The organism is Phytobacter sp. RSE-02 (genome assembly GCF_040578655.1).
Classification (GTDB): domain Bacteria; phylum Pseudomonadota; class Gammaproteobacteria; order Enterobacterales; family Enterobacteriaceae; genus Phytobacter; species Phytobacter diazotrophicus.
On sequence record NZ_JBEULY010000005.1, the window covers coordinates 226,484 to 240,890 of the forward strand.

8 protein-coding genes are annotated in these 14,407 nt (G+C 55.3%); 1 reads left to right on the plus strand and 7 read right to left on the minus strand.

The window, feature by feature from the left end; translation table 11 throughout:
- Positions 1–237 precede the first annotated feature (237 nt).
- Together ABU190_RS13505 and pdeH are read right to left on the minus strand one after the other, a co-directional pair.
- Complete coding sequence (locus ABU190_RS13505; RefSeq protein ID WP_354691588.1) at positions 238–2,292, minus strand: AsmA family protein; 2,055 nt, start codon at positions 2,290–2,292, stop codon at positions 238–240.
- A 72-nt stretch (positions 2,293–2,364) separates the two neighbouring features.
- A complete protein-coding gene (gene pdeH, locus ABU190_RS13510; RefSeq protein WP_354691589.1) occupies positions 2,365–3,135 on the minus strand; it encodes a cyclic-guanylate-specific phosphodiesterase in 771 nt (256 codons plus the stop codon).
- 231 nt (positions 3,136–3,366) lie between these two features.
- Here pdeH and ABU190_RS13515 point away from each other — a divergent pair, with 231 nt between their 5' ends.
- Complete coding sequence (locus ABU190_RS13515) at positions 3,367–4,296, plus strand: sugar kinase (RefSeq protein WP_354691590.1); 930 nt, start codon at positions 3,367–3,369, stop codon at positions 4,294–4,296.
- Between the two features lie 147 nt (positions 4,297–4,443).
- On the opposite strand, the gene ABU190_RS13520 is transcribed toward ABU190_RS13515, so the two are convergent.
- The 5 genes from ABU190_RS13520 to bcsZ all read right to left on the minus strand — a co-directional run bounded on the left by ABU190_RS13520 (position 4,444) and on the right by bcsZ (position 14,403).
- Entirely contained in the window at positions 4,444–5,937 is a 1,494-nt protein-coding gene (locus ABU190_RS13520) for a pitrilysin family protein (RefSeq protein WP_296414867.1), read from the minus strand.
- A 218-nt stretch (positions 5,938–6,155) separates the two neighbouring features.
- A complete protein-coding gene (locus ABU190_RS13525) occupies positions 6,156–7,442 on the minus strand; it encodes a dicarboxylate/amino acid:cation symporter (protein ID WP_039080223.1) in 1,287 nt (428 codons plus the stop codon).
- Positions 7,443–7,599: 157 nt separating this feature from the next.
- Positions 7,600–9,606, minus strand: coding sequence for a biofilm formation regulator HmsP (gene hmsP, locus ABU190_RS13530; RefSeq protein WP_354691591.1), 2,007 nt, complete (start codon positions 9,604–9,606; stop codon positions 7,600–7,602).
- A gap of 217 nt (positions 9,607–9,823) precedes the next feature.
- A complete protein-coding gene (bcsC, locus tag ABU190_RS13535; RefSeq protein ID WP_354691592.1) occupies positions 9,824–13,315 on the minus strand; it encodes a cellulose synthase complex outer membrane protein BcsC in 3,492 nt (1,163 codons plus the stop codon).
- On the minus strand, positions 13,297–14,403 hold the full coding sequence (gene bcsZ, locus ABU190_RS13540; protein WP_354691593.1) for a cellulose synthase complex periplasmic endoglucanase BcsZ: 1,107 nt from the start codon (positions 14,401–14,403) through the stop codon (positions 13,297–13,299). The genes bcsC and bcsZ overlap by 19 nt, the downstream gene beginning before the upstream one ends.
- Between the last annotated feature and the right edge of the window lie 4 nt (positions 14,404–14,407).

Consider the following 14,407-nt stretch of genomic DNA (forward strand, 5'->3'; position numbering starts at 1 on the left):
CTTATGTCGTCTGACTTTCGGGTCGGGGACCAGCCTGCGTCCTTGCAGGCTATCCCCTCCGCCCGCTTCCCTGCGGGCGGCCCCGGTCAGCCGCCAACGCCTCATCGATTTTCAGCCGGACCCTGTCATCGCTGTCACTGTTTTATTCTTATTAAGCGGCGTTGTAGCTGTAAAACGTAAGATTACTGGGGATTCCTCAGCCCTTTGAGGGAGAGGGGCAACCACCGCACCAACCTCTTACTTTTTCATCTGTGCCAGAATCGCCCGGCACTGGTTGGCTTCGCCTTCCGATGGCGAAATCAATGCCAGCAGTGCTGCCGCAGGTGTCACCAGCGTTGCCAGCGCTGCGGCCACCGCACCACGGGCAATCAGCGGCCCCGGTTTTACCCCCGCCTGCGGATTTTTAAATGTTCCGCGCACATATAAAGGTGAACGCAGCGTAACGATACGCACCCCTTTACTTTCCGGGTTAATGGTCAGGTCCAGTTGCTCCGAGGCGAAACTCGCCGTACCCGTCACATTCACCAGCGCGTTTTCGGTATCAAAAGCGAAGATTTGCGGACGCGCCACACCATTTACCAGATCGAGATTCGCCGCCGCGCAGTTTACCCGCACCTCATCGTCGCCAAAGATCTTGCCGATAACGTAGTTACCCACATTCAGCCCGGCAATCTCCATCAGGTTACGGCTGATAAGCCCGTCATTCATCAAGAGCTTAAGGTTACCGTTGCTGGTGCCCAGCAGCGCCGCAACGGAGTTCCCTGTCCCCCGGAAATCCGCATCGCCATTCATCTCACCGAGGGTTTTCTGCATCAGCTCGACATTTGGCATCAGTTGTTTCAGTTTTAACCGTCGCGCCTGGATTTCCGCGCGCCCCTGCATCGGCTTTTTATCCCCTTCAAGGCGAATATTGGATGAGATCGTCCCGCCCGCTAAGCCGAATTTCAACGGCTGCAGTTTCAGATCCGCATTCTGTAAAATGATATGGGTTGTGAGGTCGCTTATCGGCAATGTGCTGCCATGCTCAATGCGCTTCCCTTTAAAACGCACGTCGGCATCCATCGTGTTCCATTTATCGGTTTCAAAGCGATCGTAAGGCAACACCTTCCCGGCAGGCTGGATATTTTTTTCACCCTTCTTCTGCTCTGCCTGTTTCGCTTTATCTCCCCCTTTACCGGAGTCCACGCCGATCAAGGGGCCAAGGTCGGCCAGACGAAGCTGACGAGATTCCAAATCGCCTTCCAGTTTCGGACGTGGTTTACCGGTGGTATAGGTGAGTGAGCCATGTATGTCACTTTCGCCGATACGCCCGTTAAAATCGCGATAATCATAGACACTGCTTTTTTCGCTATCTATCTTCGCCACCAGATGACCATCCGTTTCAAACGGCGGGGTATCCGGCAGCAGCACGCCTGTCAGTTCGTAGAGATCCCCCAGGGTATCGCCAGCAAATTTCAACTGGAGGTCGACGCCGCCCATTTTCATCGGGTCGTTAACCTTGCCGACAAAGGCCACACGGGTGTTGCCGGAACGGAAATCTGCCTGCACCGGGAAAGGCGTGTCTTCGCTGCGTAGCGCCAGCATGCCGCCGATTTTCCCCGTGCCTGTCAGCGGTTGGCCGTTATAACGCCCCTGAGCTTTCAGCCCGAAAACATAATCTGCCACGCGCGTTTTATCTTTACTGTCGCCCGTGACTTCATTGAAAGGGAGCGGTTTGCCTAACGGATCGACGAGGATCTCGATATCCGCTTTGCTCACCTTGTCGTTAATAGCGATACGCCCTTGATCGAAGAGAATATTATCCAGGCGGAACGACCAGCCGGAAGGTTGCGCATTGGGATCGTTGTTTTCTGCACTGGCGAGCTTAAAGGTCCAGTTGTTGTTCTTTTCAGACAGGCGGATCAGGCGCGCATCCGGCTTTTGCAGTTTGATCCACGGCAGGTAAACGGTTTTCGTTAATAGCGCCAGCGGTGCGAGAGTGGCTTCGACGCGCGGCAGGTGCACCATGGTGACGTCGGGGATCTCAGGTGGGTTACCGAGGACAATATCGTCGGCATGAATGTGCGGCCAGGGTATCCAGCTACGCCAGCCCGTCTCCTCTTTTTGTCGCTCCCACACCACGCCCAAATCACCGCGAATCGCAAAGGGGCGATTAAGTTCGGTAGAGACTTTCTGATTAATGGTCGGTTTGAGACGGTTCCAGTCAAAGGTGGCAATGATAATGATGGCCACCACAATCAATAAAACCAGTGTTCCAGTGACAGCAATAATCGCTTTGCTTGTTTTTGTCATGCGGGCACCCTTTCTTTATTGCCTTGCCTGTCATAAAGATAGCCGAGGCTGGCAGAAAGGGGTGCCCTGCGATCAGAGCTCCAGCAGTACGTTTTCCAGCGTATTCAGTGGAACCGGGCGCGAAAGGAAGTAGCCTTGTGCGGCAAAAGCCGGAGAATTCTGAACGTCACGCCACTCGTCAAGGGTTTCAACACCTTCAACAATCACCCCCTGGCAATAGCGATTCATCAACTGAATGAGCAGCGCGAACAGGTTGCGTCCTTCGGTCGTCTTGCGCAGCATAATAAACAGGTCGCGCGACACTTTGATGTAGTCATAATGCATTTCGCTAAGCGCCGAGAAGTTGGCCATTCCGGTACCAAAATCATCCAGCCACAGCGGTCCCATTTCACTGATCGTAGCGAACGTGGAGTCTTGCGGCAGGCGGATATGTTCCACCAGTTCAAAACGGATCCACGGCACGGTGTCGATGAGGGCTCTTAATGCTTTATTCGAGCGCATTGCAATCAGCGTCGGCCCATCGACATTTACGGAGGCCAACACGCCGTGCTGCTCGAAAAAGTCTTTTTGTTTGGCCAGCAGGGCGATCTGTTCGTGTACCACGTCGACGCGATGGCGCACCGCAACCTCAGAAAAGTAGCGGTCCGGTGGGATGCGCTGATCGGGCTGGCTCGGATGCGTCACAATTGTCAGCACCTCAACCGCCATCAGGCGACCATCGGTTTTGTAAATTGGCTGATAAGTATAAGCACGCTCACACTGCAGCCAAAAACGACGTTCCTGTAGGCTTTCTATGCTCGCCTCGGAGTAGTTCAGCCGCTGGATAACCTGCTTTAACTTCATTTCTTCTTCCTGTTGAAAATGAGTAGCCCCGGAGCTCTCGTCATTGGGTTATCGGCCCCTGAGGGGAGAACTTTACCTTCATGACCCACGCAAAATGAAAAAGCACTTTGCGGAATCAGCAGAGAATACGTTCTGTGTCAAAAAAATAATGGAACGTCGTTTTAATATAGTTGACCACGAAACGCGCACAACGCACACTACCGTTAATTCATCTGATTCAGGTTCCGGACTATGTCAAAGAAAATTGCCGTCATCGGCGAATGCATGATTGAACTGTCACAAAAAGGCGCGGAAGTGAATCGCGGTTTCGGTGGCGACACACTCAATACGTCGGTTTATATCGCCCGTCAGGTAGACGCTGCGGCGTTATCCGTGCATTACGTTACTGCGCTGGGTACCGACAGTTTCAGCCAACAGATGCTGGAATCCTGGCAGGCAGAAAACGTCGATACCGCCCTGACTCAGCGCATGGAAAATCGACTGCCCGGCCTGTATTACATCGAGACCGATGACACCGGCGAGCGCACCTTTTACTACTGGCGTAACGAAGCCGCGGCAAAATTCTGGCTGGAAAGCGAGCAGTCTGCCGCCATTTGTGAAGAGCTGGCGACCTTTGATTATTTGTATCTCAGCGGTATCAGCCTGGCGATTTTAAGCCCGGCAAGCCGTACTAAGCTGCTGTCACTGCTGCAGGAATGTCGCGCAAACGGCGGCCAGGTGATTTTCGATAACAACTACCGTCCGCGTTTGTGGGCCAGCAAAGAAGAGACCCGTCAGGTCTATCAGCAAATGCTCGCCTGTACTGACATCGCGTTCCTGACGCTGGATGACGAAGATCTGCTGTGGGGCGCACAGCCGGTGGAAGACGTTATCGCACGCACTCAGCAGGCGGGCGTAAAAGAGATCGTGATTAAACGCGGTGCGGATTCCTGCCTGGTCGCAATCCAGGGGGAAGCCCTGAAAGAAGTGCCTGCGGTGAAATTACCAAAAGAGAAAGTGGTGGATACTACCGCAGCGGGTGATTCATTCAGCGCCGGGTATCTGGCCGTGCGCCTGACCGGTGGCGATGCCGAAGCGGCTGCCAGACGCGGCCACTTAACGGCCAGCACGGTAATTCAATACCGTGGCGCGATCATTCCACGCGACGCCATGCCGAACTAAGGATTTTCCCTGCCTCCTGTCCGGGGCAGGTCTTTTTCCCCTCTTCCTGACCCTCTCCCACAGGGAGAGGGGACTATTTCATGCGGCCTGAACGTCCGGTCGCCCGGATCAGGCACTTGCGCCGCCATCCGGGAACACCCACAACCTTTACTGCTGCGGCGGAATATCCGACACATCCTGATGGGCATCATCCACGTTGGCTGGCGCGGCATTCTGCTCACCAGAAGACATCAACTCTTCCCAGCTCGCCTGCAGATCCTTCATGTTGTACTCCGGCTCGCCTTTCGGCTGCAGCAATACCAACGCCATATCCTGCGAAAGCTGCTGACGTAAATCCTGATTCAGCATTTCTTTCGTCAGGCTACTCAGGAAGTTCTGGCGCAATTTTTGGTACTGCTCGGGCGCGATATCCACCACCTGGTTTTGCAGCGAACGCATCCGCTGGCTAATCAGGATGTCGGTATCCGTGCGGGCATAAGTGGCAAACAGCTTCTGAAGCTCAAGATTTTTTTGCGCCACCAGCGCATCAAACTCTTCTTCCGGCAGGCCGCGATCGCGCACTTTCGCCAGCTCGCGGGCCACGATATCGAGATTGCTGTTGAGCTTATCGTTTGGCGAGTCAAGGTTGATGGCACACTGCGCACGCTGGAACAACACCCGGCAGTCGAAGCTCAGACCAATGTCTTTCACGTTGGTCTTCGCCAGATACTGCTGCACGTGCCAGAACAGCGCCTCGCGGGCTAAATCAGCACGCCAGTAGCGTTGCAAGGCCGCAGATTCACGAATTGGCTGCCAGGCAGTATCCCACATGATGGAAAGACGATCCTGACGCACAGAATCCGTCATGATACTTACTGGCTGACGCGGTAGCGGCGATAAGGTCGGCACCGGGGCCGGTGTTTCGCGTTTGCCTTTCAGATCGCCAAACGCCTTGTTAATCTGCTCGGCAACCGCCCGGCTATCAACGTTACCCACCACAATCAGCGTCATCGCGTCGGGGGTGTACCATTTCTGATGGAAGGCCTGGAGCTGTTTCGCATCCAGCGGTTGTTTGAGCGTTTCAGCCGGATCATGGCCCAGCAATGACGAACCTTTCAGGCGATAGCGCCACCAGTTGTCTTTGGTGTTACCCGGCCAGGTCGCCACCATATCTTCGCTCGCCAGCGCATGGTTAATCGTTTCTGGCGTAATGGTGAGGCGCCCGGTGCTGTCTGACAGCCAGACCAGCGCTTCTTTGAGCAAATCGTTGCGGTTATTCGGCAGGCTCAGATTGAACATCGTGTATTCATACGAGACCAGCGCGGGGGGTAACGGACGCTTCGGGTCGATACCCTGCTGCCACAGTGAACGAACCTGTGCGGGTTGCAGGCTACCGCTGTGGGTCAGCGCAATACGTGGGAGAAAATGGCTAAAACCGCTCTGTTGCGTACTCTCGGTGAGCGAACCGGTATTAATAGACAGACGTACTTCGATGCGATCGCTGGGGCGTTGTGGTGTGGCCAGGACTTGCCATTGCAAACCATTTGCCAGTGTCCCCTGTTGCCAGGCCGGGTCGGGCTGGAGCGCATCTGCCTGCACATAACCGACGGCTGCCATCATGAGCAAACCGCCTGTTAACAATCGAATTTTTGTGCCCTGCATGAGAACCCCTGATCAACGTTCCTGGTTAAAAAGTCAGCCCCGACATGTCTGGAGGCTAAAGATACTTTAACACTTCGCTGTTAGACCTCACGAATTGCAAAATGTCACACAGCGAAGTGAAAAATCCCGGGCAATTCGTTCTGAATTGTGACGGGCCAGGGGGTAATTATGCGCAGGCACCCGTAGCCCGACAAGGACTACGGGGCTAAGTAGCGAAATTAAGAGGAAATTTCGCCGGTTTTGCTGCTTGATGCACGATTATTCAGCGTATCCGTTAGCTTTTTCTGATCGAGCTCTTTTACCCATTTCGCCACGACCACGGTCGCCACGCCATTACCAACCAGGTTGGTGAGCGCACGCGCTTCTGACATAAAGCGGTCGATACCCAGAATCAGCGCCAGCCCTGCTACCGGTAAATGGCCCACCGCGGAAATGGTCGCCGCCAGCACGATAAAGCCGCTCCCGGTCACCCCCGCTGCGCCTTTTGACGAGAGCAACAGGACTACCAGCAAGGTTATCTGATGGAAAATATCCATATGGCTGTTGGTGGCCTGGGCGATAAACACGGCCGCCATCGTCAGGTAAATAGAGGTTCCGTCGAGGTTAAACGAGTAGCCGGTAGGGATAACCAGCCCCACGACGGACTTACGACAACCGAGGCGTTCCATCTTCTCGAGCATACGCGGCAGCGCAGACTCGGACGAAGAGGTCCCCAGCACGATCAGCAGTTCTTCGCGGATATAACGGATAAATTTGAAAATGTTAAAGCCCGTTGCGCGGGCAATAGAACCCAGCACCACCACCACGAACAGAATACAGGTGATATAGAAGCAGATGATGAGCTGCCCCAACTGGATCAGCGTGCCAACACCGTACTTACCGATGGTAAAGGCCATCGCGCCAAACGCACCGATCGGTGCAAGACGCATAATAAAGTTGATGATGCCGAAAATGACCTGCGAGAAACTTTCAATCACGTTGAAAATTAGCTGGCCCTTGTTGCCCAGACGGTGCAGCGCGAAACCAAACAGCACGGCAAACAGCAGCACCTGCAAAATGTTGCCGCTGGCAAACGCGCCAATCACACTGCCCGGGATAACGTCCATGAGGAAGGCGACGATACCCTGCTCTTTGGCCTGTTCTGCATACACCGCAACCGCTTTCGCATCCAGCGTTGAGGGGTCAACATTCATCCCCGCACCGGGCTGCACAACGTTGACGATAATCAGGCCGATAATCAGTGCCAGCGTACTGACCACTTCAAAATAGAGCAACGCCACCGCACCCGTGCGGCCTACCGCCTTCATGCTTTCCATACCGGCGATACCTGTCACTACCGTACAGAAGATGACAGGGGCGATGATCATTTTAATCAGCTTAACGAAGGCATCACCAAGCGGTTTCATTTGCGCGCCCAGTTCCGGGTAGAAATGGCCGAGCAAAATACCGATAGCGATTGCCGTCAGTACCTGGAAATACAGACTTTTAAACAGAGAGGTTTTCATAGGGTGTCCTTGAGGTATAAACCACAGGCTTTTTAGGGATTTCTCGCGCCTGCGGGTTAAAAATAACACCCAGAAAACATGACAGAAATATACTCACATCAAATTTGAAACAATGATGTTAAAAAATTAGAGCTGACTCGTACAAGCCAGCAACATTTCAACCATTTTCAGCATTGTCTGGCATCGAAAAATAACGCGCTTCAAATGCTTCCGGCGTCATGGCGCGATCAAACAAAAATCCCTGTACGATTTCCACACCCGCATTTTGCAGCCATTCGCGCTGCGCTTCGGTTTCAACCCCTTCGGCGATAATGTGTAAATCCAGGCTTCGCGCCATGTGGATAATCGACGCCACCATGCTGCTGTCGTCGGGCAAGCCTTCAACAAAAATTTTGTCGATTTTCAGTACATCTACCGGCAGTGACTTCATATGGTGTAATTGACGTAACCCGGCATACCCCATGCCGAAATCGTCCAGCGCAATACGCACCCCCGCATTCCGCAGCGGGCGCAGAATGGTCACCGCCGCCTGTGGGTCATCAATGCGACGGCTCTCAGTCACTTCAAGAATCAAGGTGTTGGGTTTAATTCGATAGCGATTGAGCAGTTCCAGCATGTCCGGCACCATATCGTGGTGCATCAGTTGCAACGCCGAGAGATTCACCGACAGCGGCATCATCAGCCCGCGCTCTTGCCAGGCAGACAACAGACGGCACGACTCTTCCAGTACCCAATAACCCACGGTAACCATTAGCCCGCACGACTCGATACGTTCGATTAACCCTTCCGGCAGCTCCCAACTGCCATCCGGTTGCTCCATACGCAGCAATGTTTCGGCGCTCACTACCGCATTCGTGGCGAGGTCCACCTGCGGCTGAAGCCAGATGGCAAACTTGCGATTTTCAAGCGCGGTCAGGATATTGCTCTCTTCCGTCAGCCGTTTTTGCGCCTCTTCCATCTCTTTTGGATCGAAGAATTGAATCTGATTTTTCCCTTTGCGTCGCGATGTAAACGCCGCTGAAGCCGCACGTCGGTAAAGCTGTTCTGCGGTCTGGTCGCCATGGAACATCGCCACACCGATGCTGGCACTCGGGCGCAACTGAATGCCGTGAATGGGCACGCGCTCATTAATAACAGTGAGTACTTGCTGACCTAATGTTATGGCGTGCCATGGCTCTTTCACCCCATGGGCGATAATGGCGAAGTCATAGGCACTGACCTGGGCGAGTACCATCCGCGGTGAAATGACAGATTTCAGCTTCTCCACCAGCGTCAACAGCAGCATCTCGCGCTGTGACTCTTTCAGCACACCCGCCGTATCCTGCAACGTTTCACAAGCGATAAATACCAGCGCGGTGGTCTTCTGCCGTGCCACAACCTGATCCAGCAGCGCCATCAGGAAGGCTTTGTTTGGCAGTTCCGATACCGGGAAGAGGGTCGACTGGGTGTTCAGCTCATCATGCTGACGCAGCAGGTTTTGTTGATTACGGTTATAGCTGCGAACCAGGCTGCCAATCTCATCATCCTGATGGTGGCGCGGCAATGCCAGTTGATGCCCGACCTGGTCCTGCTGCGGTACATCGCTCAGTTCGCGGGCGATTTTGCGCAGCGGATGGACGATCAATCGGTTAATACACCAGGTGATCGCCACCGTCATAATCAACGTCAAAAGTAAGTAAGCAGTTACCAACGTTGAAAGGGTGCTCATCACGAATTTATAGACGCGATAAGAGTCCGCTTCGAGCACCAGATAGGCAATCGGCTGTGGATTAGCGGGGCGCTGCAGGGAGTAAATGGGCAATGAAATCTGGATAGGGAGTTCAAACACCCGCGCGATCATCATAGGCACCGGGCGCTCGGGAATAAATCGCAGGCGCAACGCCTGAAACTGGTTTGGCAGCACCACATCCGCGCGGATAACCACCCCGGCAGGCTTAATTTGCTTAAGTACCGATTCCGCTTCCGGGAAATCGGCCTTTAATATGGCTTCGGACAGCGGTTCACGTACCGAACGGGCAATACTTTCCAGTTGCGTAGCCGTGTTGTAGCGATTCTGCTGCACAAAATGAAACAGCAAAATGACGCAAAAAATGAAAATAAACACCATCGCCACGGAAAAAACCGCAGTCATCTGTTTAATCGTTAAAGAACGGCTGACACGCAAAATCACTCTCCAGAGATACACAAGCGCAGGGCAATAAAATACAACTCCGCCGCCAGAGTATACCCTATCGTGACAGTTTGAGATAAAGAGGCGTCAAGATTGCCTCAGCGCCAACGCTATGAGGAAAAAGCGTCAGCAATACACGGAATAATAAGCACAAATTTCATGTGGCGGGCCATATTGCCCGCCACGCTTCCCCCAGGAATTATCCTCATTATTACCAGTCAGCGTATGGCGTCAGCGTCTGCGGCGGCATGTCCATATCGCCCTGCCATCCGGCGGCGGAATAACGGATAAAAAGCATACCCTGGCTTGGCGTGTAATCTTTCGCCTGCTGAATATTCACGCCAAGGCCAACGGACCAGTTCGCGTTAATACGCCGTTCAACCAACGCCTGGGCGGTATAACCCACGCCGCTCGATGAACTCCCTTCCTCCAGCGCGGTTCTGGCGTCGGTACGATAATCCGCCGGGATCAAATTCAGTAACGGATAGCTTCGTTCCGTTTTCTTACGCGAATGTGACCAGGAGGCAGACCCACCCAACTCCCAGGACCAGTTCTCCGTACGTTGACGCCAGGTCACAGGCACCGAAAATGACAAATATTCTTGCGGGCTATAATAGCCCCCTTGCCCCAGCGTGTAGTGGCTCAGATCTTTGTCGTAGTGCCAAATCATATTATTAAGGCCAATGGTCAGACGGCGGTTATTTTCATTGATAAGCTTGTAGTAATACCCCGCCATCCAGCGCACTCGCCAGTTGTCAGCCACATTTTTCCCGGTCAACTGATCGGCGCCTAAAGAGGCCCAGACGCCGTGCGCCTCGCCACGGTCATAGCTCATGCTGGCGGTGGCGCCGTTCGCACGCACGCCGCCCCATGTGGTGCCAGGATGATCGCCATTGCCGTTATCTTTCTGCCCGCCAAACGCCAGTAAGGAGCTGGAGATCGGACGACGATGCACATTCAGCGTGTAGCCAATCGCCCCAATATCATTGCTGTAACTCAGGCCGCCGACGATATCCACCACGTTAAAGCCAATTGGCGTGGTGCCAATATCCATATCCCAGGTCTTATTACGCCAGCCTACCGCAACGCTCACGCCGTTAGCCGTCTGGGTGCGGTCACCGCCCTCACAGGCCACTTCATTACAGGTTCCCCAGTGCGGCGAATATGTCCCGTCATCTTTAAGCGAGAACTTTCCGGCATCCATATTCACCATATCGGTACGAAAGAACATCCTGCCGTCAGCCAGCGGCGCATCGGCCTGCAGCATAGTGGTGTGGGCTTTTAAATCAGAGTAGCCGCCCGTACCGCTCGACCCCCAGTAGTTATGCTCCAGCGTGACATTCACATCCTGCTGACGATAAAGTTCTGCGGCATCGCTGCGCACGCCGCGTTTCAGCCAGTCATCTTTCTCATTGTTACGGGTTTTATAGGTGAATTCGTCATTGCTGGCGGGACGGGTTGCCGCCACGCCCGATGCAACCATTGCGTCTTTATAGGTTTCCAGCGCTGCCTGCGACTGACCTTCCTGCACCTGGAAACGCGCCGCATCACGCAGCACCAGCGCGCTTTCCATCGAAGGCGGTAGCCCCTTCGCCTGCGGTACAATCTCGCTGAAAGTCTGACGGGCGGCGTCATTATCGCCCACCGCCGCCTGCACCATTGCCACCCGGCGTTGGGTATTGATCGTCCGTGGCGCAGTCGGGCTAGCGGCCGGTAATTTGGCCAGCATTTCACGCGAAGCCATGCGGTTGCCGTCGGCGGCATAAATTTCTGCCAGTCCCAGTACCGCATCTTCATTGGTCGGCTCGCGATTCAACACACGCTGATAGGTCGATATCGCCGTGGGATTATCGCCCCGCTGTTGCGCCCAGTCGGCAAGCGTCAAATCAATACGCGTCGACGCAGGCTGCTGTTGAAGAAACGCGATTGCCTCCGCCTCATGGCCCGCATCGCGCAACTGATTAGCCCGCGCCAGGCGTTGATTGGCTTCCAGCCTGTCGGAGAGTTCCTGAATATTGCTGTTCCACTTGTCGCGCGCCAGCGTGTTGAGGTGCGCCAGCGCCGCGCTCTCCTGGTTATTGCCGGAAAGATAGAGGCCGTAAGCGTAAACCTGCTCAGGATCAGCCGGTTTATTGCGCGCCAGCGCGCGCATCTGCGCGTCGGCTTCAATCTGTTGACCGGCGGAGCGCAAATCACTGGCCAGACGGTAGGTCACCCAGACGCTATCCGGGTCCAGCGCCAGACGGCGCTTTTGCAATACGGCGGCCTGCGCCCAGTTGCCCTGACTTTCCAGCCGCTCCGCCTCTTGCGCGAGTCGGTCGTTGGTCAGGCTGCGTTCAATATCGTTAATGCTGCGCCGCTGGCTGGCGCTCAGTGACTGAATAAAGGTATCGGCTTTTTCCGGCGACTGCGCGCGGTAAATATTCGCCAGACCGCGTACCGCGTTGCTGTTGCCGCTATCCATACGCAGTGCCTGGTAATAGAAACGCTCTGCGGCGGCGGTATCCTTGCGGGCCATTGCCGCATCGCCCAGCCCCAGTACCGCGTAGCTGTCGGTATTATCAATCGCACGCGCCTGCTGGTAGAGGCGTTCCGCCTGGGCCGGATTTTTCGCCGCCAGTTGCGCATCGCCTTGTTGGATCAGCAACCAGTAACGGTTCACCTTGAGCAGGCTGTCCCATTTGCCACGATTATCGCTATTGGGATCGAGGGCGATGGCCCGCTCAAACTGCGCCACCGCCCGGGCACGATCGCCCTTCTGGGAATAGGCCTGCCCCAGCGCCCCGACGGCTTCGCTGTCCTGATGATTTTTGCTTACGGCATCCTGCAATGCGCCAATCGCCGTGCCGCCCTTGCCCGCTTCCACGGCCGCCAGCCCGCTGGCACGCTCCCGAAATGCCGGGTCAGCCAACTGTTTCTGTTGTGCATCAAGCTGCTGGCGCGCCGTCACAACCGTATCCCCTTCACTGAACACGCTCAGGAAACGCTTGAGAGCCGCCACACTTTTTTCGCTGACGGCCATGCCCTGAATCTGCTGATACCAGAGGTTGGCTGCGGCATCGCGCCCGGTGTTGTTTTTCGCCATTTGCTCAAGAACGGCATAGCCTTCTTCGTTGCGCCCGTCGGCGATTAACAGCCGTGCCAGCGTACTTTGCAAATCGGCATTTCCCGGATTGCTGCCATTAAGGGCTTTCAACTGAGTAATGGCTTCGTTGTGTCGCGCCGGGACTTTCGCCACCTGAATCCAGTATTCCGCCGCCAGATCGCCTGCTGGCGCACTGCCGTTAAACATCTTCTCGTAAGCGGCAATGGCCTCCTGCGGATGCCCTGTGGCGGCCTGTAAACGCGCTTCCTGCAAGGCCTGTCGTCCTTCGGGTGTCGACAGCGCCATCGTGATACGCGACGCTTTGGTCGCGCTGGCGTTTGGTGCGAGAGTGTTCAGCCGCGCCATCTGCTTTTGCGCTCCGGCATTATCCCCCTGACGCAGCAGATAGCGCAGGCGCGCGGCAATCACATCCGGGTCGTCGGGGGCCATTAATTCAAGGCGATATAACGACTGGCGTACCAAATCTTCACGTTTGGTGGTTTCGCCCAGGCGTACCTGTTCAAGCAGTTGTTGTTGCGCGCCCGGTGCCGCCTGCGCGAAAGGCATCACTGAGATGCCGAGCGTGAAAGACATTAAACTTAATGTGAGCTTGCGCATTGCTGGCCCCAGTCAGGTTGTAACTCACCGCGAGGGGTGAAGCGGAAACGATGCTCGTCCCAACCTTGTCCGAAAAGGGTCAGAACATAACTGTAATACGCGTCTTTGCCGGGGAAGCGATCCGCCACCCGCTGACGCTGCGCCGCCTGAGCATCACGATCCTGTAAAAACGGCAGGAGTGCCGCCGAGAAACCCACAGGGCCATTACCCTGTACCTTGCCGGTCGCCACGTTGACTTTTTCTGGCGGCACACCCTGTTTCGCCGTCATGGTTTCCATGGGCTTGAGGCGCGCCAGCATACGCGCCTTTTGCGGGTCGTTGTCATGCATCATGCCTACCCAGGCATACACGCGAATCGCATCGTAACCCCCGATAACCGGCTTATCGGCGGTAAGCTGCCAGCCCTTATTTTTCTGATAACGCGCCCAGTCAGGTGAAAACCCTTTCGGCGCGCTTTCCATAATTAACCGTAGGTTGGTCTCCCGTAGCGTCGTCCAGGGCGCGCCATAACGGGTAAAGTACTGGGCCAGTTGGGGCGGCAGATAGCCGGGGTTGAAGCGCCAGGCATCGTTATCAGCAAACCCGATCTTGCCGGGAAGCAGCATGGAGCCAAGGCCGGGTACCGTGGTCACCTCTTCTTTGGCAATGCGTGAGAGCAGCGCTTTTCCGATCCCGGTATAGTCCGGCATGTTCCACAGCCGTCCGGCTTCCAGCAGAGACCAGGCAATCCAGATATCCGCATCCGACGCGGAGTTGGTATCCAGTACCGTCCATTCGGTTTCGTTTTTCCGCCCCCACAGCCATGCGGGAAGCCGCGCGCTTAAATCCCCTTCCGCCAGATTATTTTGCGTCCAGCTCAGCACCGTTTTAAAGGCATCGCGATCGTTCGCCGCAAGGGCAAAGAACAGGGCATAGCTTTGCCCTTCGGAGGTGGTTATCTGGCGGGCATCACTTGGGTCGATAACGCGTCCGCCATCGCTAATATAGTCCTGTTTAAAGCGCTCCCATGCGGGCCAGTTACAGGCGGCGCTTACCTGCGCCGCCGCCAGCATAAGCGCCGCCATGACCATCCCGCGTAGCGCTTTCATCACC

Coding starts and splice junctions, on each gene's coding strand:
- ABU190_RS13505 (WP_354691588.1), bottom strand. CDS start 2,292: ATGACAAAAACAAGCAAAGCGATTATTGCTGTCACTGGAACACTGGTT.
- pdeH (WP_354691589.1), bottom strand. CDS start 3,135: ATGAAGTTAAAGCAGGTTATCCAGCGGCTGAACTACTCCGAGGCGAGC.
- ABU190_RS13515 (WP_354691590.1), top strand. CDS start 3,367: ATGTCAAAGAAAATTGCCGTCATCGGCGAATGCATGATTGAACTGTCA.
- ABU190_RS13520 (WP_296414867.1), bottom strand. CDS start 5,937: ATGCAGGGCACAAAAATTCGATTGTTAACAGGCGGTTTGCTCATGATG.
- ABU190_RS13525 (WP_039080223.1), bottom strand. CDS start 7,442: ATGAAAACCTCTCTGTTTAAAAGTCTGTATTTCCAGGTACTGACGGCA.
- bcsC (WP_354691592.1), bottom strand. CDS start 13,315: ATGCGCAAGCTCACATTAAGTTTAATGTCTTTCACGCTCGGCATCTCA.
- bcsZ (WP_354691593.1), bottom strand. CDS start 14,403: ATGAAAGCGCTACGCGGGATGGTCATGGCGGCGCTTATGCTGGCGGCG.